Source organism: Lysinibacillus sp. BSL11 (assembly GCF_052928325.1).
Window position 1 is genome coordinate 42,154 of record NZ_JAVGCX010000013.1, and the last position, 20,354, is coordinate 62,507.

Consider the following 20,354-nt stretch of genomic DNA (forward strand, 5'->3'; position numbering starts at 1 on the left):
TTATATTGCAAATGCAACAAAAAGAGTATATAGTCAATTTAACGCAATTTTGTTGTATTTGCAATAATAATAGTAGAAGGGGGTCTTTTAGTTGAAATATGTCTTTTATGTAGTGGGCATTTTAATTTTAACGCTAGGTATTTCGCTCACGATTCAATCTAAACTCGGTACATCACCTTTCGATGCGCTTCTAGTAGGATTATCTAAAAATGTGGGGCTAACTGTAGGTAGTTGGGAAATCCTCTTAGCTCTCCTATTAATAGGTAGTAATTCCCTATTAGCTAGAAAAAGGCCTGAAATTTTAGGGTTGATCACCGCATTGATCACTGGCATAGGGATTGATATATGGTTATTTTTATTACACGATGTAGTATCACCAGATATTTTGTTTAGCCAAGCTGTCTGTTTTACTACTGGATTAGTTATAGTGGGGTTAGGAACGGCAACTTATTTACATACAAATTTTGCACCAATTCCTGTAGATCGACTTACTTTGATCATCAAAGAATTAACAAGAAAAACGGTTTTCTTCTCAAGAACCCTTATTTATATTTTATTTTTAATATTAGCTATCATTTTTAATGGCCCCATCGGTGTCGGTACATTATTAACAGTTTGCTTAGGTGGTTATATCCTCCATTTTTTTATGCCGATAACTGGAAGAATACTAGATAATATACTGAACAACTCCTAAAATATAAAACCAGATACTCGTTCAAGAATGAGTTCTGGTTTTGATGCCTAATTTTCCCCAAGTTCCACACCGTATTGATTGAAAATGGCTTGGTATTTATTTTTGAAAATGGACCACCTCTGTTCGGTTCCATGCTTTTTCTGCAATGCATTGTAGTAGAGCTTTGCTGTTGTTACATCATTGGCTTGTAATAACAAATGAAAACTTTCTTCGCCCAAGTGCAAAAATGGCCCTGCTATATAATAATCAACAATGGATCTTGCGGAAGTCATCGTTTCATAGAAATTATGAACCTCCTCTAACCCCAGCAGCAATATGTTGGTTAATTCGTCCAAATTTGTAGTGGCTGTGATGGAAAATCGATCAGGTGCATCTTCGACAATGGAGCTAATCCTTGCTCGAAAGTGGCATTCTGCTTCTTTGGGTGCTGTCACACACTCTCTTGATTGTAGCTGTGCCAGCTCAGCTGCATATATCCCACAATTCACATAAAACATCAGAGTGTCGGCTGTATTACCAGAGGATTTTTGAAAATTGATGAGATAGATAAGATTTTCAGTTGTTTGATAGAAGTTCAATCCTTTCTTTTTGTAGCCTAGCTTGATTAGAAATGGCTTGATGTCCTGTTTTATTAATTCATTAAAAATTTGCTGCAATGGAGTGCCTCCTTCTCGTTTAGTATTCATTCGATTTTAATATCTCTATCACTCTCGTATGTTTCTTTATTATTTTTATTATAGTTTAACGTATCCATTGATCAAAAAGACATACATTAAGGCTAACCATTCCTATTTAGCAATAAATGATTTTGAAGATACTGGAGCTACATAAAAAGCAGCGCATGTCCACATGTCTAAGGCTGTATAAATTCCTTAAAGAGACAAAATGGAAGATACGTTGATAAATAGAATTTTCTACCACCATCCTTAGTGCCATAACGTGAGAAACACTTAATAATGATTTAAATAGCTGGAAAGTTACTATTAAAATATCGGTTTTTCAATTGGATAAAACATTTAAATTAACACTTATGTCCCTATAGAACCATTAATTTCATATATTTTTAGTAAAATTGTCCATTATTATTGCAAAAGTTTTACACAATTAAAATTAAGGTTTCAATTTTGGTGTTTAGGGGTAATCGGTAATATTATTGAAAAATAACTCTACCCTATTTCATGCTATTCTTACTTTAGTTCAAAGGCGAAAGCTTTTTGAAAGGAGTAAGATTGATTTGAAGAAAAAATGGTTACTACCCATTTTCGCATCGTTTATGTTCTTTACAGGTATGGGTATTCATGATGCGAAAGCGGCAACAATAGCAGATATAACAAATACAGCCAAAGCATATATTGGAGCTCCTTATAAATATGGAGGAACGGATATTAAGACAGGTGTGGATTGCTCAGCATATACACAATTAGTTTTTTCTAAGCTAGGCATTTCATTAGAACGTACATCTAAAGCTCAATACCAGCAAGGTACTTCAATTTCAAAAGACAATTTAAAAACGGGTGATCTCGTATTTTTTAATACTTCTGGAAGCGGTGTTTCACACGTTGGTATATACATAGGTGACAATAATTTTATCTCAGCTACTACGAGTTCTGGGGTTAAGGTAGATACAGTGAATGACCCATACTATTGGGGTTCACGTTATGTAGGGGCAAAACGTATTGCCAACTTCTCTGATTATGGAGAAGTAAAAGATGCGGAAATTGACTTTAGCATTTATGCATCGCGTGGAGAGGTAGCTCTTCGATTAGCCAATAAATTACATTTAGATACGAGTAATACGAATTCAAGTTTCCCAGATATTAAGCCATCATCGAAATATGCAGGTGCTGCAGAGGCACTTAAAAAAATTGGCGTTTTTACGGGTGATGATAATGGAAAATTCAATCCTGGTTCTCCAATGACACGTGGGCAACTATCTAAAGTCTTAGTGGAAGCATTTCATTTAACACAGCAAGGAACAGCTGAACAATTTATTGATGTTCCAGGCTCACATTGGGCAAATAATTATGTAGCGATCCTTGCTTCGAATAAAGTAACCGTAGGTAAAGGTGACGGCACATTCGGAGTGAACGACAATGTCACATTGATCCAATTAGAAGCCTTTATCCAACGATTAGCTCAATAACTACTAGAATAGGTATTTCATCTATGGATGAAATGCCTTTTTTATTCTTACTAGGAAATGGCATTTTATACTCCCCCACTACCATATAGAAAAGCCAGTACGAATTGTACTGACTAATCAACTAGGATTTTCATATAAATTATTTTGGACTCTGTAAATAAGTTTTCTCAAATTATTCAATCGAAATTAAAGTTGAGAAACAGGTACTTGACTTTCATTTTTCTCACTGACTCTCAAATCTAGTGTTTTTGTAACTATATAGTACAAAAATGTACCAGTTAATCCTAGTAGAAGAAGTAAGCCTCCCATATAAATAGGTGGAACCCACTCCCCTATGATGATTAGCAGTGAAGAAACTACCATTGCTCCATAGAGGGTCATGCTATTAAAAGCCATATAGGTACTCCGAGCGTTGGGTGGTGCAATTTCGCCTAGCATTGCCTGCTTTATCGGAACATACATCAGTTCACCGATTGTTCCAATAAACATAGCGATGAAAAGAATTAACACATTATTTGTAAAAGCAAAAATACTAAAGCATATCGAAAAGATCAGCATGCCTGTAACTAGCGTCCAGCGATCACGCCATTTTTTAAAGGCGAATAATATAACACTGGATAAGAGAACCACAAGAATGGTGTTCTCTGTGCGTAGAAAGCCTAACATCTTTGTGCCATCAAGCATGAAATCTATATTGAAGAATGTAGATAGTTGATGAGGTATTTCTTTTTCGAGACGAATGCCAATATAGTTTGTTAAAGACTGTTCCAATGAAAGGATTAAGACCCCTCCTATAATGTAAAACATAAACAATTTATCTTTTAAAACGGTAGAAAAACTATAGAACATTTCTTTTAATGCCCAATTTTGTTTTTGATTTGATGGTTTAGCAGGTTCTTCGGGTATGTAGGTTTCCGTAATTAAAAAAATGGTCATTAATACAGATAGCAAAGAGATAAATGATATTCCGATAAATAATTCAAATAAGTAATTTTTGAAGAGAAATGCGCCAATGATTCCGCCAATAGCAGTTGCTAAATTCCCTAACCAATAGCTAATTGTAAAAACAAGTTTTCTGGATTCAGAATTAGTTACATCAATAATCATAGCTTGTGCTGCGGGCTGAAACATGCCTCCCCAAAACATATTAATAATAAAGAAGCCAGCAGAAAGATATGGTGAATCGAACCAAGGTGAATTACAAAGAGTGATAAACAGATACGAAAGTAATAAACCTATTTCAGCATAAATCATTATTTTTTTTCGACCTATTCTGTCTGAAATGTGACCGCCGATTAAACCACCAATGACACCACTTATCACAATGATGATAAGTATAATTCCTGTTTGAGTAGCTCCTATTTTTTGAGAAAAATAGATTGCTAAAAAAGGTATAACAGCCATGGACATAAGGCTGCCTATAAATTGCATTGCTAGACGAAGTTTGACATTAGGATGGATATCCTTTAGTTTCATACTACTCACCCCTTTTTAGTGATAGGACCGAATAACCTCAAAGCCTGTCTCGTTATATCTTTCCACATCAAATTTGTATACTCATCGATAAACGTTAAACGCATTCCATTTAAGATGGATAGGTATGACTCGGCAATTAAGGATGTATTTTCTTCATAAAAATAACCTTGCTTTTGTCCTGCTTCTATAACAGGATGAATACTAACAATAAAACCGTTGACGAAATCGTTTAATTCATTAAAGAGTTTTGGATATCGATCAGGTCTTGCTAGAACCTGCTGAATTAATCGTAGAAATTCACTTTTCATTGAAAAAAGTTGTACATGGCAATCTATCATTTTTCTCACAATATCAAGAGGCTCGCCTTTAAAGTGTTTTTCTATCTCGATAAAATATGTTTTAATTTCCTCCAATGGTTCTAAAATCGCTGCTTCATAAAGTGCTTCTTTCGATTCAAAATATGTAAATACTGTTCCAAAACTAACACCTGCTTCTTTTGCTATTTCTGCCACCTTTGTCTCTGCAAAACCATTTTCGCTGTATAATTTGATTGCAGCGTTTAGAATAGTGGATCGTTTTATTTTCTTTTTTTCATTAATAGTAAGTTTAGATTCCATTTCAAAACTCCTTCAAAAAAATGATTGATGAATCAATCAAATTGTATTGTAAGTTGTTTCCTATGTCAATTTAATTTTTGGATTTATTTTCATATTCTTAAAGTTCTTTGTATTAAAAACAGACGTTGCTCAGCATAAGCAACGCCTGTTTTTTTATCTTTTCATTATTCCTCTACCTGTTTTCCAGCAACTTCCCCACCTGTGAGATTATCATCGTTAGGCTTAACTCGCTTTATAAAGAAGGCAAGTATGAGTGCGATGGCCGCAATCAATGTGGAAAGGAAGAACGTATAATTGATGCCATGCAGCATGGCTTCGTTTAAGATTTGCTGTTTTACTTCGCTGGCAGATTGTGTCGTAGCCTGTGCTGCATTGGCACTCATATTGTTCATCGCACCTGCAGTCAATTCCTCTGCCTTGGCAGTTGTTTTATTGTTCATAATCGTAATCAGCACCGCAGAACCAATCGCACCAGAAACCTGCTGTAATGTGTTGTTCATAGCTGTACCGTGTGGATTATTGTGTGCTGGTAGCTGATTTAAACCGTTTGTCATCACAGGCATCATTACCATAGACATCCCAAACATACGTAATGTATACAGCAGCACCAATGTAGAATAAGCTGTATCCATGCTAATTTTACTGAAGTAATACGTCGTTACAATGGTAATGATTAAGCCAAATACAGCCAAGCTTCTTGCCCCGTATTTATCAAAGAGCTTCCCTGTAATCGGCGACATAATTCCCATCACAATGGCACCAGGTAGCATGAGCAGACCTGAATCCATTGGTGAAATACCACGAATGGTCTGTACGTAAATAGGCATTAAAATCATCGCCGAGAACATCGCTACCGAAATAACGATGGAGATGGCTGAGGATAAGGCAAACATTGGATATTTGAAAATACGAAACTCAAGCATGGGCTCATCCATTCGTAGCTGACGAAGGGTAAAGGTAATTAATGCAATCGTCCCAATAATAATAGTTCCATATACAAGGATATGATCCCATCCTTTTTCACCTGCGGAACTAAAGCCATAAAGCAAGCCGCCAAAACCAATGCTTGATAGAATAAGAGAAATCACATCGAGCTTAATCGCACGTTGTGGTGTTACATCCTTTAATTTAAAGGCTGCAAAAATTAAAGTTAAAATGGCAATTGGTAGCACAAGGTCAAATAACATTCTCCAGCTATAATGCTCGATTATCCAACCAGAAAGCGTCGGGCCGATCGCTGGAGCTGTAATCATCACAAGACCGAACATCCCCATTGCAGCTCCTCGTTTTTCTACAGGGAATGCTGTCAGCATAACATTCATTAATAAAGGCATCATGATCGCTGAGCCTGCAGCTTGTATCATACGTGCTGCTAATAACACACCAAATGCAGGTGCAATACTAGCTAGAAATGTACCTAATGTAAACAGAGCCATCGCTGTAATAAATAATTTTTTATCCGTAAATCGTTGAATGAAGAACGCGCTGGCAGGAATTAAAATACCGTTAATTAGCATATAGCCTGTTGAAAGCCATTGTACTGCAGTGGCTTTCACATCGAATTCGTCCATAATGGCTGGTAGTGCAATGTTGAGTAAGGTCTCATTTAAAATAGCAACAAAGGCCCCGATAAATAAAATGGCAATCATGCCATATGGCGCTTTTGTCTCAACTGAAATGGTTTTCTCTGACATATAGTATCAGTCCTACTTTCTTTATCTTTTTCAATTTCATTCACATGTTTAGGAAGCCATTTGATTGTCTCAAAGAATGGAGCTTCTTCGTTGTTTGTTCCCCCAATCTGCTGTTTTGCCCCTGTTAATTTCATCGCAACCACCCCTCAAAAAATTAAAATTAAAATTGTTGACGACACAATAGATTGTATTGTATAATTAAAATAGGGATAATGCGCTGTGTAATAATTATACAGTGTCTATCTCTATAAATTTATCACAAGACTATTCACATTTCAATGTATTTTACATAATTTTTTCACAAAAAGTCGATTCCTGAACTCTTGGAATGCGACTTTTTTGTTGTCGTTATTTTTATAAATAATCCTTCCCTTGTTAATTCGTAAATGGTAGGGGTGACTTCTTGTAAGTAGCAGTGACTACGCGAAACACTAATGTTTCCACCGCAATATCTAGGACCAATTATACAAGCTAACCAGGCGCTCAAATATTTACAGGCCAATGTCTCAAATCAATTATTTATTGACGGTGATTCAGCAGGTACTCAAATTGCCAGTCGAATAAAGGCGATAATAACTAATGAAGCACTAGCAAAATCAATGGATATTCAAACTTTTGTTGATAAGAAACAGTTAAAAAGTGCACTTTTATTCTGTGGTGTTTACAGCATGGAAAAATAGGTGCTCAGTCATCTTTCATTATTATTCATAAGAACCCTAAATGTGCAGGTAAAGATTTTTCTGAAACAAAAATGTTGAACAGACGAATAATTAGTTTCATTTTATTTTTTCATAAAAAATATATAATCCTAGAAATAAATATCTATTTAAAATGATTCATGAATATAAAAATGAATAGTGAACTTTGTATGTAAACACAAACCTCCCTTCCAACTTATGAATAAGTTATCGTGAGGAGGTGATAAAAAATTGAGTGAGAATAAAACTAGAAAAAATGCTACTAATAATGAAATAGATCAGTTTTATAAAGCTGTTGATGATTTCAATGAAGCAGCGAGTGCTTTTTTCCGTATACCTATTTTTTTTAGCCATCAGAACCTATTTACTCTGGGGCCATCGCAACCACCATTATCACAAGAGCAGCGATTCATTATTCGTATGTTTAATGAAATAAAAGAGGTTCTTCTTTTCCCTAGAACACTACCCAATACAGACCAGTATCCTAACACCACTTTAGAAAATGTACGTAGAATTGTAAACTCTAGTTACGGAACTATAGCTGCCCTTTTAAAGCCAACACGTCGTACGGATCAATTAGAACCCTATTCACCTTTCATGCAAATAGAACCTTCGATGTCTTTTCAACACGGGCTCCCCTTGCTTCTTGTGAAACAAAGTACGATTAAAGCTGGGGGGATTTGGGGTGATGCGGGACCACTTGCACCCTTCACACCATTAATTTGGTTTTCTGAAACAACAACAGTAGATGAGTTTTTTGAAAGTGTAGCGTGGAAAGAAGCACTACAGAATTGGGCAGGGCAAGTTAGAAGTGGATATTTTATTCAGACTAATCCGGAATTTAAATATACATGCGATGACTAAAACCTGTATTCCTTATGGACGTATAAAAAAGAAGGATCACTTGTCGCTCAAAGTGATCTTCCTTATCTATATTATATGTAGTTCATTTGTGAACCATTTGAAAGTGTTTTTACTCACATTAAATACCCATACATAAGGTTATTGTTCATGCCTAATACTCTTTACTACATATTATAAATAGAAAGGGGATAAGTTCTTGTATGGATAATTGTCGATATAATAGTAGTTTGTCAACATTTAGAGCATGCGATCAATCAGGACCATTTGTGGCTACAGAAACCAACTGTTTAAACCCTTCTTCTACCACTGACAGCACTATAATTGCATTCTCAAGCGGAAATTCAACATCACATATTCAAGCTCTAGTTGGACTCGCAAGTAGCATAGGGTTCGGTACTGCAAATACCGTTTCTATTATAAATAATGTCATTAACATAGATGGAAACACAAGTGAAGCCTTAACAGTTCCTTGTAATGGTAACATTACAGCTATCTCAGCGTCATTTTCTCCATTAGGATCATTACCTTTAGTAGAAGGAACTGTTACAATCCGTGCTCAAATTTTTCATGCACCCGTTGGAAGTAATATTTTCACTGGTACAAGTGCCTTTATTGATTTGACTCCCCCCATAACATTACCGATTGTAACCTTAGGAAAAATAGCTTTCGCATCAGGTAATATTTCACCCTTACCTATATCGATAGGTGATTGTTTATTAATAGTTTTTTATATTCCTTCAATAACAGTGAATCTACCAGTTAATGTAATAGGTACTGCAAGTGCAGGCATTAATATAGTAACTAAAAAATAATATTGTATATCATCACCACTAACTGAGTGATCACAAAACTTTTATAATCAGATATTATTACTTAACTGTTTTCTCAATCTTTCTATAAAAGCAGCCAGCCACCTAGCGAGCTGACGGTATTGCAGAGCTAGGTGGCTAAGTGATGCTTTTAACTAGTTTTAATTGAATATATAAGGAGTACCTATATCCTTTCTATATTCTCGTTGGCCTTAAAATATAATAAGTAGTGACTGCCTTGGTTTTTTTCATCAGCAGCTAAAGCTAAAAATGAAATTGGTCGAACAGGTAAAGCTTTCAGACAACTTTAACAATCGGTGTTGTGAATGTTATAACCTCTTTATTAAAAGTGGGCTCTAGCGATTTTTTCCAATAACCTCTGTGAAGCATTCACCTACTAGCATTAGCGATCTACCTCTTCCCTAACGTCCTCGGCATAGCAGTCAAGGTTTCTCTATCACCTTCCCAATTTACAGATTTCATTACTTGTGTGAATAATTGTGAATCCATCCACACTGCCATGATAGTAGTTAGCCTTGATGGATAGTTGTTATCCATGACTCTATCTTAAATACTTTCTAACGAATTTAAACCATCCACTTAAGCACTTTCTCAGCCATCCACTTGGCTATAATTTACAAAATTACTAGAAGCTATTTAGAGCTTGTGCAAACCTTTTAATCCCCTCATTGATTGAATGAACATCCTCTCTGGCGTAAGTGAAGCGTACAAAACCCTTTTTGGAGCCCATCGTAGATCCAGGAACATAAATGACGCCTCGCTTAATGGATTCCTCAAGTAATTGCGTTTCGTTATATCCCTTGAGAACATGACACCATAAATGAATCCCACCTTGTGGAATGGAAAACGTCACTATGTCCTTTAAATACATATCGAGGCTCTGTACAATGCTATCTCGTCGTGTTTCTAATTCCTTCACTAAATGCTTAATATGCAAATTAAAATTAGGGGACTCTAAAAAATCATTGGCGATCCATTGTGTGAAACTAGAATGCCCAAAGTCAATTTGTTGCTTGGCATCGGATAGTCGTTCAATTACAGATGTAGGACCAACAATCCATCCGATTCGTAAGCCTGAGGCAACAATTTTGGACAAAGAGCTAATATATAAAACATTCCCGTTCTTATCGAGCGATTTAAGCGTAGGCATTTTATCCCCCGAAAAAGCTGTTAGGCTATAGGGGTCATCTTCTACTACTGGTATACCTAGTTTAGAGGATATGTCTAGAATAGCTTCTCTTTTCTTCAAATCTAAGGAAGACCCTGTTGGATTATGAAAATCAGGATTTAGAAAAATCATTTTAATTCGATGTTTTTTATATAATACTTGCAAATCATCCGGTTTAATGCCATCCTTGTTGACAGGAAGATAATGGATTTGTAAGCCTGCTGTTTTAAAGATAGGCAGATTAAAGTTGTAAGAAGGATCTTCTATGGCGACTGCATCTCCAGGCTTTAACAGGCATTGGACAATCAAATGTAGGGCTTGCTGTGCTCCTGATGTAATCAGTATGGAGGACGGCTTTGTCTCAATTCCCCTGCTGTTTTTAATATGCCGTGTAAGGGTTGTCCGTAATATGTCACTCCCTAAAGGATGATCATACCCAAGACTACCGATAAATGAACGCGTTGCGGTAATCTCTCTCAAGGCGCTTTTTGGAAAAAGATCCTCTGATAATTCGCCAGTAGCTAGATTAATTAATTTATGCTCAATAGCCTCTTTTCTAATTTTTTGGGTAACAGGAAGGTTCGGTAAAAAGGAACCTGCCTCAATATAGCGATTCCAGCTAGGAATCCGTTTCCTCGTGATGCCCCAGATGTCTTTACTAATGGTTGTGCCACTTCCACGATTCCGTTCAATCAGCCCCATTGCTTCCAATTCATCGTATGCACTCACTACCGTACTTCTGTTTACACTCAAAGCGTTTGCTAAATAGCGCTCAGATGGTAAGGGTTTATCGGGCGGGAATGTTCCATCTGCAATACCCTTCTCAATGTATTCTGCGAGCTGCTTATAAATCGCTTTTTTTACTGTTCGATCAGGTTTCCAATCCATGTTTATTCACCTCGGTTATGCCTTATCCTTTCTTAGCTCTAGTAAATAAGCTAAAAAGACAATCATACTATAACAATATTTGAAGCTAACCATCCATTTCCTTATTACTTTCACCATCCACTTTCAATTTCAAACCATTCTAATTGATGAAAGCCCTTACTTGATGCGCATTTCCCTCTATAAAATTATACTGAAATTATTTTTCTCGTTTGAGAACATTCTGTGTTATCTTGGAAAACGCCTTGTCTTTCAAAAGAAGTGCCCCTATTATAAAAATCAATTGTGAATCGAATTCCATACAAACCCGTAGTAGCCTATAGCACTTCAATGAAATAGTTAAAGGGGTTTGTTTATGAAAAAAAGTTGGCTCAGATTAATTGGTCTTTCCACTATTGTCACAATGCTAACAGGCTGTGACCCATTGTTAGTATTAGATCCAAAAGGACCTCAAGCTCAAGTGCAAGCCAAAGATATTATGCTCTCGATAGGGATTATGTCCTTTATCATACTCATTGTTTTTGTGTTGTTAGCTTATATGTTAGTGAAATTTCGTGCATCTAAGCAAAGCCCTGACTATAAGCCTCCCCACATTAAGGGGAGTACAAAGGTGGAAATCATTTGTGTAGGTATACCCGTTCTAATTGTAGTGTACCTATCCTTTATTTCTGTTGAAAGTAACTATAAGGTGGAATCTACACCAGAGAAATACAAACAGGAAGAGCCGTTAATTATTTATGCTTCAACATCGAACTGGAAATGGCATTTTAGCTATCCAGAAGAAGATATTGAAACGGTAAATTATTTGTATATTCCTGCAGAGCGTCCTATCGAATTTAAACTTTATTCTTACGGACCGATTACAAGTTTCTGGATTCCTCAACTGGGTGGTCAAAAATATGCAATGGCCGATATGGTGAATACATTGCATCTGGCTGCGGATCTACCTGGGGAGTATATGGGGAGAAATGCAAACTTTAATGGTAAAGGGTTCGCTGAAAATACGTTTAACGTAACAGCAGTGACTCAGGATGAGTTTGATGATTGGGTGAAGGAAGTAAAAGCAACAGCTGAACCATTAACAGAAGAAAAATTTAATACGTTGCTAGAACCAGGACACGTTGGCCAATCAACCTACACGGGTACACATTTAACATTCCTGCCAGCCCCTGAGGGTGAAAATGGTGGACATCAGCATGGCACATCACACATTAAAGATCATGCTTCTCAACAAAACGATCATTAATTAAAAGGAGACATAGTCATATGGAGTACTTCGAACGATTTGCTATACCCCATCCAAGCCCAGCTATCTATGCATCGATGGTTGCGATTGGACTGACGGTGATAGCAGTTATAGTTGGCTTAACCTACTTTAAAAAATGGGGCTACCTTTGGCGTGAATGGTTAACAACCGTTGATCATAAACGTATTGGTATTATGTATCTAATTTCTGCCCTTCTGATGCTTTTCCGTGGTGGAGCAGATGCGATTATGATGCGCGCCCAAATGGCTGTACCTGACAATACATTACTTGATGCGCAGCATTATAATGAAATCTTCACAACACATGGAACAGTCATGATTATTTTTATGGCCATGCCTTTTATTATGGCCTTTATGAATTATATTGTGCCCTTACAAATAGGTGCAAGAGACGTTGCTTTCCCACGTTTGAATGCTTTAAGCTTTTGGCTATTTTTCATGGGGGCTATGCTACTAAATATATCCTTTGTTATAGGTGGCTCCCCTGATGCTGGCTGGACGAATTATTTCCCTCTAGCAAATAATGAATTTAGTCAATCTGTAGGAACAAACTATTATTTATTTGCCTTACAGATTTCAGGTCTTGGCACATTAATTACTGGTATTAATATGATTGTGACGATACTTAAAATGAGAGCATCAGGCATGACGCTTATGAAAATGCCGATGTTTACGTGGTCTTCATTAGTAGCAAACGTGATTATCGTTTTTGCTTTTCCAGTTTTAACGGTTGCCTTAACGATGGGAACTTTTGACCGACTATTTGCTACTAATTTTTTCACAACTTCCGATGGTGGTATGGATATGCTGTGGGCAAACTTTTTCTGGGTCTGGGGGCATCCTGAGGTTTATATTCTGATTTTACCTGCCTTTGGGATCTACAGTGAGATTATTTCTACTTTTTCAGGTCGAAATCTCTATGGTTATAAATCAATGGTCGGCTCCATGGTGATCATTTCCTTCCTTTCGTTTTTAGTATGGACACATCATTTCTTTACGATGGGACAAGGTGCTTTAACAAATAGTATTTTCTCGATTACAACGATGGCCATTGCCGTTCCAACTGGTGTTAAAATTTTTAACTGGTTATTCACCCTGTGGAAAGGAAAAATTGTTTTTACAACGCCAATGCTTTACTCCATGTTATTTATTCCTACTTTTACAATAGGTGGCGTAACGGGTGTAATGCTTGGCATGTCAGCAGCTGACTATCAATACCATAACACAATGTTCTTGGTTGCCCACTTCCATATGGTAATTATTCCTGGTGTTGTCTTTGCTATGCTAGCTGGTTTACATTACTATTGGCCAAAAATGTTTGGCTTTATGTTGAATGAAAAAATCGGCAAGTGGACGGCTTGGATTATTGCTATCAGTACGTTACTAGCCTTTATGCCAATGTTTGTCTCTGGCTTAGATGGACAAGCACGACGTATGTACACTTATTCTGCCTCCACTGGCTTTGGATTATGGAATATGATTTCGTTTATCGGTGCAATTGGCTTAACAATTGGTTTTATCTTAATTGTTTACAATGTTATCTACAGTATTCGTTATTCACCAAGGAATGTTGGGTCGGATCCATGGGACGCTCGCACGTTAGAGTGGGCTACACCAAGCCCTGTGCCTTACTATAATTTTGCCAAGGTGCCACATGTGATTTCAACGGAAGCGTTATGGGATGCAAAATATCATCAGCATGAACTGTTCCCAGAGCCATATGAAAAGATTCATATGCCGAATAATAGCGGTGTGCCTTTTATATTAGGATGTATTTTCTTTGCATGGGGCTTCTCCTTTGTTTTCGGAATGTGGATACCGACAATTCTCACAACCATTGGTATTTTTATTTGCATGGCTCATCGTTCATTGGAAAAAGATCCAGGACACTATGTACCTGTCGAAAAAGTGAAAGCAACGGAATCGAAATTGCGAGGTAGTCAATTATGAAAATCGATCAATCACTCCCTTTAGAATATAGTACTCAGCAAAATCAATTGAATATATTAGGCTTCTGGGTGTTTATTGGTGCTGAAATTATGCTCTTCGGCACATTATTCGCAGGTTATTTTGTTTTAGTAGACCGTACTGGGAATGGTCCAACAGGAGCGGAGATTTTTGAAATTACACCTGTTTTATTTGAAACGTTTATTCTTTTAACAAGTAGCTTTACCATTGGCTTAGGTATACATGCTATGCGTAAGGGCTACACGAAAGCAATGATAGGTTTCTATGTTTTGACAATAGTACTCGGTGTCGTTTTTATTGGTTTTGAAGTTTACGAGTTTATGCACTATATTCATGTTGGTGCGAGCTTACAGACGAGTGCCTTTACGGCTGCCCTTTTAACAACATTAGGAACACATGGTGCACACGTTACCTTTGGGGTATTCTGGGGAATGTTCATCGTCTATCAGCTCATCCAACGTGGCTTAACACCAGAAACAGCCAATAAATCGTTTATCTTCTCTTTATACTGGCACTTTTTAGATGTGGTCTGGATTTTTATTTTCAGCTTCATTTACTTGAAAGGAATGGTGTAACATGAATGATTTATTCCCGATGAAACAAGTCATGGGGTTTGGTGTGTCCATAATCCTTACGATCCTTGCGGCATGTGTATATTTTTTCAATCTATCTTTTCCGATTACCATGACTATTTTATTAGTCACAGCATTTATTCAGGCAGGCTTGCAGTTAGTTGTCTTTATGCATGCTGGTGAAACAAATGATAAACCAGCCATCTATACCAATATTTATTATGGTTTAATCATTGCGCTCGTTACCATTTTCGGAACATTATTATGTATGATTTGGGGTTATATCTGAATAGAAAAAAATCGTCCTTACTTTAACTTAGTAAGGATGATTTTTGTATGGAAACGCATGATATTCAAAAGACAATGAGGGTAAACAATTCTTTGAAATTTTCACAATCAAAGTAAGAGTCCACTTTCATTAATTGTGATATGAAGTGATTCGTGGTTGAGCTTGGTTGAATGGTATTAATATAGGATTGCCTTTATCAATAATTATAGAGGATGTTGTTTCATTTATGACGCCAATTTTATCGATTTCCTCGTTTCTTATAAGATTTTTTTGATATTCATGAAAATAATAAATGATGAAATCGATAATCAGAATTATTTTTTCCTCCCAAAATAGTATCATCTTCTGCTGGATTTTTGTTGAACAATCATGGGGTTGTATACGTTAATGACAGCATTAAATGTACTTTTTCATCCGAGTGATTGATATACGTGTGAAGTTCTTCACCCTTGAATTTAATGACATCCCATTGGTTTAGCTGATGGGTTTTCTCTCCGACCTTTAGCTCCAATTGCCCATTTAATACAAGCACAATTTCCTCGGAGCCTGCTAGGTGACACTCGCTGTATTCACTATTCGGTTCAAGACGACCTCTAAACCACTCAGTCCCATTTGTTTTGAATAATGGATCAACAAACCAGTCGTTATTATGACCTACGAATTGATAGTCTGAGCCAAAACGATGAACCTCTATATTTTCCTCAAAAGATAGTAAAGCGACAAGCGGAATATTAAGTCCTCTACAAATTTTCCAAAGAATATTTACAGTCGGATTCGTTTCCCCTCGTTCGATTTTCCCTAACGTCAATTTACTAACATTGCTGACTTTCGCCAGTTCCTCTAAACTCATCCTTTTGCTTTTTCGAATTTCTCGCAAATTTCCTCCAACTTGTCCAGATAAGTCGATATGTTCCTCCTGCATTCTGCACACCCCTCCCATTGACTTTGCATAAATAGTATATTATAGTATACAAATCGATTAATTATAGTTTATTTTTAAATTTAAAAGTTAACTATAGTATATCAAATAATAACTAAAAGAGGTGTTTTCAGTGATGGCGAAATCAAAAAACTTTCCGATTATTTGGAGCGTTTTTTCTTTGTTTATACTATCTATGAATTTACGAGCTTCGATCACATCTATCTCGCCAGTATTGAAAAATATTCAAATGGATTTGCAGATGACAAGTGTTGTTGTAAGTTTATTAACAGCACTTCCCGTATTTTGTATGGGGATTTTTGCACCATTGGCTGGTAAGCTAAGTGAACGATGGGGTATCGAATGGACGATTGGGCTATCCGTTTTATTAATTGGTGTATCAACAGCTTTCCGGTTAGTGGCGACTTTTCCTTTATTTTTATTAGTAACAGCTATTCTTAGTGGGATAGGTATTGCTATTACAGGCCCACTGATTTCAGGCTATATCAAAAAGGAATTTCCTAAATATTCTTCTACGATGATTGGTGTATATTCTGCGGGTATGGGAATTGGAGCGTCTTTGAGTGCTGGTTTAGTTGTGCCAGCTATGCATGCTTTTCATCAATCCTGGAACGCAGCTTTAGCGATATGGTCGGTATTCGCTCTTATGGGTATTATTGTTTGGATTCCAATTATCAAAAAATCCAAACAATCTCAAGAGCCATTAGAGAAATCTGCAAGCCAAAAAAGTCGACTACCTTGGGGAAATCGTTATGTTTGGCTCCTTATGGTCATGTTCGGTTTACAATCTGGCGTCTATTATTCCCTAGCGACATGGCTCGCTCCAAAAGTACAGGATATGGGATATAGTGATGCCTACGCCGCAACAACTGTAACTATTTTTTCTGTCATGCAAATGATTTGTAGCTTTATTATTCCCATTATCATTAATAACAGCGTGAAGAGAAAGCCTTGGATGCTACTGTGTGCTTCAAGCTCCTTTATTGGCATTTTGATGTTAATTCTGGGCGGCATCTCGCCTATTTTCTGTGCGACGTTAACAGGGATCGGTGCTGGTGGTTTATTCCCGTTAGCAATGATTTTACCTTTAGATGCTACAACTACACCAAAAGAGGCAAGTGAATGGACAGCGATGATTCAATTCGGTGGCTATATCATTAGTGGTATCATTCCAATGCTTGTTGGTGTCATCAAAGATATGACGAATACATTTGACGTTGCCCTTATCACCTTATTATTGATCATCATCATTATCATGGTGCTGACGTTAAAGGTTAAAACAAAGATGGAATCAGCTACTATTCGCGTACTTCCTAATAGATGAGGTAAGGAATATTAAAACCGTGTTTAAAGAAAGTAGACAATCTATTTTTTGAGATTTTAGTTGCTAAAAAATTTATCCAACAACATTTTTACGTAGTTCTTTATATGCTACAATTCACTATAAATGAGGAAGGAAGATGTTTTATGAAAATATCCGTTTATGTTGCAAGTGCTTTTAGCAAGGATCATCAAGGCGGGAATAAAGCAGGAGTGGTATTGAATGAACATACATTGACCACTACTCAAAAAATGGCGATAGCCAAAGAATTGGGCTATGCGGAAACCGCATTTATATCAGCATCTGAAATGGCTGATTATAAATTTGAGTATTTTACACCAAAAGAAGAGGTTGATTTATGTGGTCATGCCACAATTGGCTCTTTTACGATACTGATGCATTTAAATAAACTTTTCAAGGATCGCTATACAATTGAAACAAACAGCGGTGTTCTTACTATTACGATAAAAGATGACATCATATTCATGGAACAAAATAAACCGAAATTTTATGATGTTATATCTCCAAACGAGTTTATCGACTGTATTGATAGTAAAGCTATAGACAATAAATACCCGATTCAAATTGTCTCCACCGGCTTAAAAGATATTTTAATTCCTATAATAAGTGAAACACAATTACATGCACTGCAACCTAATTTCGAAAAGATTAAAGAAATCAGCAAGTACTATCATGTTGTCGGGACCCATCTGTATACTTTTAATGACGATCGAATTATATGCAGAAATTTTGCTCCACTATATGACATCAATGAAGAAGCAGCGACTGGCACTTCTAACGGTGCATTAGCTTGCTATCTTTATGAACAGCACCACTTGCAAAAAGAAGTCTATGTATTTGAACAAGGTTATTCTTTACACTCTCCTTCCGAAATATTAGTTAAACTAGCAACCAATAGCAAGAATGAAATAGAGAAAGTTTATGTTGGCGGCAAAGGCTATTACTGTGAAACTAAATATTTAAAAGTAGAAAATATGGAGTGAAAATAATTTCTCAACCTCAGACTGTAGATTTTCTGAATTTTAATTTAAAAATAGAACAATAGATAAAAAGACAAACACATTATTTAATTGAACAATGTGTTTGTCTACAATGAATGCCTTTTTTCCACCCTTATAAGGAACCGTATGTTGACCATTTATAGTCAAGATAACGGTTTATTTTTTATAATAATAAACCTACTTTAATCCCTTTATTTAAAATATTTTGATACTCAATATAGTCATAGATATCGTCATCGATGAACGAACTTAATTCTTTCAATTCATCCATTGTTAAATCTTCAATGGCTTTTTTATGATCTTCACAATAAATAACAATGGAACCCACGATGCTGTGTGCATCTCTGAATGCAACGCCTTTACTCACTAAATAATCAGCGACCTCTGTTGCATTCAGAAACCCTCCTTTGACTGCTTTTTTCATGTTTTCACTGTTTACCTTCATCGTAGCAATCATTTTTGACATGATTTGTAGACAAGCTAATACGGTATCCAATGCATCGAAAAATGGCTCCTTATCTTCCTGCATATCTTTATTATAGGCTAATGGTAAGCCCTTCATAGTTATTAAGAGTGAAGTCAGTGAACCATATACACGTCCTGTTTTGCCTCGTATCAGTTCAGCGGCATCAGGGTTTTTCTTCTGTGGCATAATACTGCTGCCAGTAGAATAGGCATCATCAATCGTTATAAATCTAAACTCTTGGCTACTCCATAAAATTAACTCTTCACTTAATCTAATAATAATCGAAAAATCGGAATTGAATGATGCGTTCTACAGATGAATGAGGATCGCTGACACCAACTGTATACATTGCTTCCTCCTAATGAAATAACTTTATCTATACCATCCTATAGAGAAATGCCCAATATTTATAATGTCAATTAAAAAAGGCTGTTATGGTATGTGAAAATGTGATCCAATTTCATGTTAAAGCGCTCTTGTTCTTGTTCGAAGCGCTCACTTTTTATCCAATGTCGCTCATATTTCAGCTAGAAGTGATCATCCAACCTAGCAATGGGATGTTAAAGGAAACATAAAGTGCCCTTGTAAGAAGGGCTTTTTCGAGAGAATGAATAAGGCATCGTCATCATTTGTGGTGATAGTGGCTGTCATGCCTTCGATTGTAAAGTCAGGTGTAAAATAGAATACTACTTTTTTTGTGGTATCCTTAATAATGCTTGTTAATACAGTCTCTACATTGGTTGCCTGTAAAGAGATGATATCATAAATATTTAATACCCCTTCTTCTTCCTCCATTACTACTATTGTTTCAAATTCTTCTAAATAGTAAATAGCATGAGGGAAAACTAACGTAAAATAAAACATTAATAAACTTTCATTTTCCTCAACAGCAATCATACTTAAATGGATATAACGATTTTTTGCATACTCTTCAAGGAGTGCTAGATCCTGCTCAATTGTCAGCTGTTGAACGCTGGTCTGCTTTGGTTGAATAGTTCTTGTGGTAAGATCTAAGCTGTATTCACTTTCATGGATTCTTCTAAAACCAAACTTTGGATAAAAATCTAGTACTGTTTTATTGGCAAAGAGATACATGAAATCACAGGCACCTTCGTACTCTTTCATGATATGCAACATCAACTGCTTTGCCAAACCTTGATGACGATAGTGTTCATCCGTCATCACTGTACCGATCTGAATTCCCTTTAATCGCTTGCCATTTATGCGAATCGACATCTTATAAACAGAAGCATTCGCAATCACTTTTCCTTCTCGTACAAATGAGTAAGGAATATATTGGTCACTCCAATATCCTTTGTTATACCACCCTCGAAAATCCAAACCAAATGTTTTCATTGCTAAATCATTAAAACTTGCCTTTAATTTTTCATTGTGACGATAATCACTAACTAAATCATATTTTTCCACGTCTATTCCCTCC

At 36.3% G+C, this 20,354-nt stretch carries 20 protein-coding genes; 11 read left to right on the forward strand and 9 right to left on the reverse strand.

What is annotated here, in order from left to right:
* Positions 1-91: 91 nt before the first annotated feature.
* On the forward strand, positions 92-694 hold the full coding sequence (locus tag RCJ95_RS15980; protein ID WP_274773333.1) for a YczE/YyaS/YitT family protein: 603 nt from the start codon (positions 92-94) through the stop codon (positions 692-694).
* A 47-nt stretch (positions 695-741) separates the two neighbouring features.
* Here RCJ95_RS15980 and RCJ95_RS15985 read toward each other — a convergent pair whose 3' ends face one another.
* Positions 742-1,350 carry a DUF4304 domain-containing protein gene (locus tag RCJ95_RS15985; protein ID WP_221681938.1) on the reverse strand — a complete coding sequence of 203 codons (609 nt, stop codon included), beginning with the start codon at positions 1,348-1,350 and terminating at the stop codon, positions 742-744.
* A 578-nt stretch (positions 1,351-1,928) separates the two neighbouring features.
* On the opposite strand from RCJ95_RS15985, the gene RCJ95_RS15990 reads away from it, so the two are divergent.
* Complete coding sequence (locus tag RCJ95_RS15990) at positions 1,929-2,837, forward strand: C40 family peptidase (RefSeq protein ID WP_257522166.1); 909 nt, start codon at positions 1,929-1,931, stop codon at positions 2,835-2,837.
* Between the two features lie 186 nt (positions 2,838-3,023).
* Here the strand turns inward: RCJ95_RS15990 and RCJ95_RS15995 are convergent, their stop codons facing one another.
* The 4 genes from RCJ95_RS15995 to RCJ95_RS16010 all read right to left on the reverse strand — a co-directional run bounded on the left by RCJ95_RS15995 (position 3,024) and on the right by RCJ95_RS16010 (position 6,758).
* A complete protein-coding gene (locus tag RCJ95_RS15995; RefSeq protein ID WP_446722475.1) occupies positions 3,024-4,313 on the reverse strand; it encodes an MFS transporter in 1,290 nt (429 codons plus the stop codon).
* A 5-nt stretch (positions 4,314-4,318) separates the two neighbouring features.
* Positions 4,319-4,930 carry a TetR/AcrR family transcriptional regulator gene (locus RCJ95_RS16000; protein ID WP_257522164.1) on the reverse strand — a complete coding sequence of 204 codons (612 nt, stop codon included), beginning with the start codon at positions 4,928-4,930 and terminating at the stop codon, positions 4,319-4,321.
* Positions 4,931-5,094: 164 nt separating this feature from the next.
* The gene (locus tag RCJ95_RS16005; protein ID WP_257522163.1) at positions 5,095-6,624 is read right to left on the reverse strand and encodes a DHA2 family efflux MFS transporter permease subunit; all 1,530 of its coding nucleotides are present in this window, start codon (positions 6,622-6,624) and stop codon (positions 5,095-5,097) included.
* A complete protein-coding gene (locus RCJ95_RS16010; RefSeq protein WP_221681964.1) occupies positions 6,576-6,758 on the reverse strand; it encodes a hypothetical protein in 183 nt (60 codons plus the stop codon). Before RCJ95_RS16010 ends, RCJ95_RS16005 begins: the two co-directional genes overlap by 49 nt.
* 300 nt (positions 6,759-7,058) lie before the next feature.
* Between RCJ95_RS16010 and RCJ95_RS16015 the strand changes: the two genes are divergently transcribed.
* The 3 genes from RCJ95_RS16015 (at position 7,059) to RCJ95_RS16025 (ending at position 8,998) form a co-directional block, all read left to right on the forward strand.
* A complete protein-coding gene (locus RCJ95_RS16015) occupies positions 7,059-7,304 on the forward strand; it encodes a hypothetical protein (protein ID WP_446722476.1) in 246 nt (81 codons plus the stop codon).
* Positions 7,305-7,553: 249 nt separating this feature from the next.
* Positions 7,554-8,186, forward strand: coding sequence for a hypothetical protein (locus RCJ95_RS16020; protein ID WP_004229970.1), 633 nt, complete (start codon positions 7,554-7,556; stop codon positions 8,184-8,186).
* Positions 8,187-8,386: 200 nt separating this feature from the next.
* Positions 8,387-8,998, forward strand: a complete 612-nt coding sequence (locus RCJ95_RS16025) for a hypothetical protein (protein ID WP_446722477.1) — start codon at positions 8,387-8,389, stop codon at positions 8,996-8,998.
* A 643-nt stretch (positions 8,999-9,641) separates the two neighbouring features.
* Here RCJ95_RS16025 and pdxR read toward each other — a convergent pair.
* Entirely contained in the window at positions 9,642-11,072 is a 1,431-nt protein-coding gene (gene pdxR, locus RCJ95_RS16030) for a MocR-like pyridoxine biosynthesis transcription factor PdxR (protein WP_257522158.1), read from the reverse strand.
* A 352-nt stretch (positions 11,073-11,424) separates the two neighbouring features.
* On the opposite strand from pdxR, the gene qoxA reads away from it, so the two are divergent.
* From qoxA to qoxD, 4 genes are read left to right on the forward strand one after another with little or no spacing between them, the layout of a single operon-like run.
* Complete coding sequence (gene qoxA, locus RCJ95_RS16035) at positions 11,425-12,315, forward strand: cytochrome aa3 quinol oxidase subunit II (RefSeq protein ID WP_221681980.1); 891 nt, start codon at positions 11,425-11,427, stop codon at positions 12,313-12,315.
* 20 nt (positions 12,316-12,335) lie between these two features.
* Entirely contained in the window at positions 12,336-14,285 is a 1,950-nt protein-coding gene (qoxB, locus tag RCJ95_RS16040; RefSeq protein ID WP_221681989.1) for a cytochrome aa3 quinol oxidase subunit I, read from the forward strand.
* A complete protein-coding gene (gene qoxC, locus RCJ95_RS16045; RefSeq protein WP_221681998.1) occupies positions 14,282-14,878 on the forward strand; it encodes a cytochrome aa3 quinol oxidase subunit III in 597 nt (198 codons plus the stop codon). Before qoxB ends, qoxC begins: the two co-directional genes overlap by 4 nt.
* A gap of 1 nt (position 14,879) precedes the next feature.
* Positions 14,880-15,164: a cytochrome aa3 quinol oxidase subunit IV gene (qoxD, locus tag RCJ95_RS16050; RefSeq protein ID WP_221682008.1), complete on the forward strand. Its 285-nt coding sequence runs from the start codon at positions 14,880-14,882 to the stop codon at positions 15,162-15,164.
* A gap of 367 nt (positions 15,165-15,531) precedes the next feature.
* Here the strand turns inward: qoxD and RCJ95_RS16055 are convergent, their stop codons facing one another.
* Complete coding sequence (locus RCJ95_RS16055) at positions 15,532-16,086, reverse strand: helix-turn-helix domain-containing protein (protein ID WP_221682010.1); 555 nt, start codon at positions 16,084-16,086, stop codon at positions 15,532-15,534.
* A gap of 133 nt (positions 16,087-16,219) precedes the next feature.
* On the opposite strand from RCJ95_RS16055, the gene RCJ95_RS16060 reads away from it, so the two are divergent.
* Positions 16,220-17,428 carry an MFS transporter gene (locus tag RCJ95_RS16060; protein ID WP_369579102.1) on the forward strand — a complete coding sequence of 403 codons (1,209 nt, stop codon included), beginning with the start codon at positions 16,220-16,222 and terminating at the stop codon, positions 17,426-17,428.
* 143 nt (positions 17,429-17,571) lie between these two features.
* Entirely contained in the window at positions 17,572-18,429 is an 858-nt protein-coding gene (locus tag RCJ95_RS16065; protein ID WP_221682014.1) for a PhzF family phenazine biosynthesis protein, read from the forward strand.
* A gap of 181 nt (positions 18,430-18,610) precedes the next feature.
* On the opposite strand, the gene RCJ95_RS16070 is transcribed toward RCJ95_RS16065, so the two are convergent.
* Both RCJ95_RS16070 and RCJ95_RS16075 read right to left on the reverse strand, forming a co-directional pair.
* Complete coding sequence (locus RCJ95_RS16070) at positions 18,611-19,195, reverse strand: argininosuccinate lyase (RefSeq protein ID WP_221682365.1); 585 nt, start codon at positions 19,193-19,195, stop codon at positions 18,611-18,613.
* Positions 19,196-19,459: 264 nt separating this feature from the next.
* Entirely contained in the window at positions 19,460-20,341 is an 882-nt protein-coding gene (locus RCJ95_RS16075) for a GNAT family N-acetyltransferase (RefSeq protein ID WP_257522156.1), read from the reverse strand.
* Between the last annotated feature and the right edge of the window lie 13 nt (positions 20,342-20,354).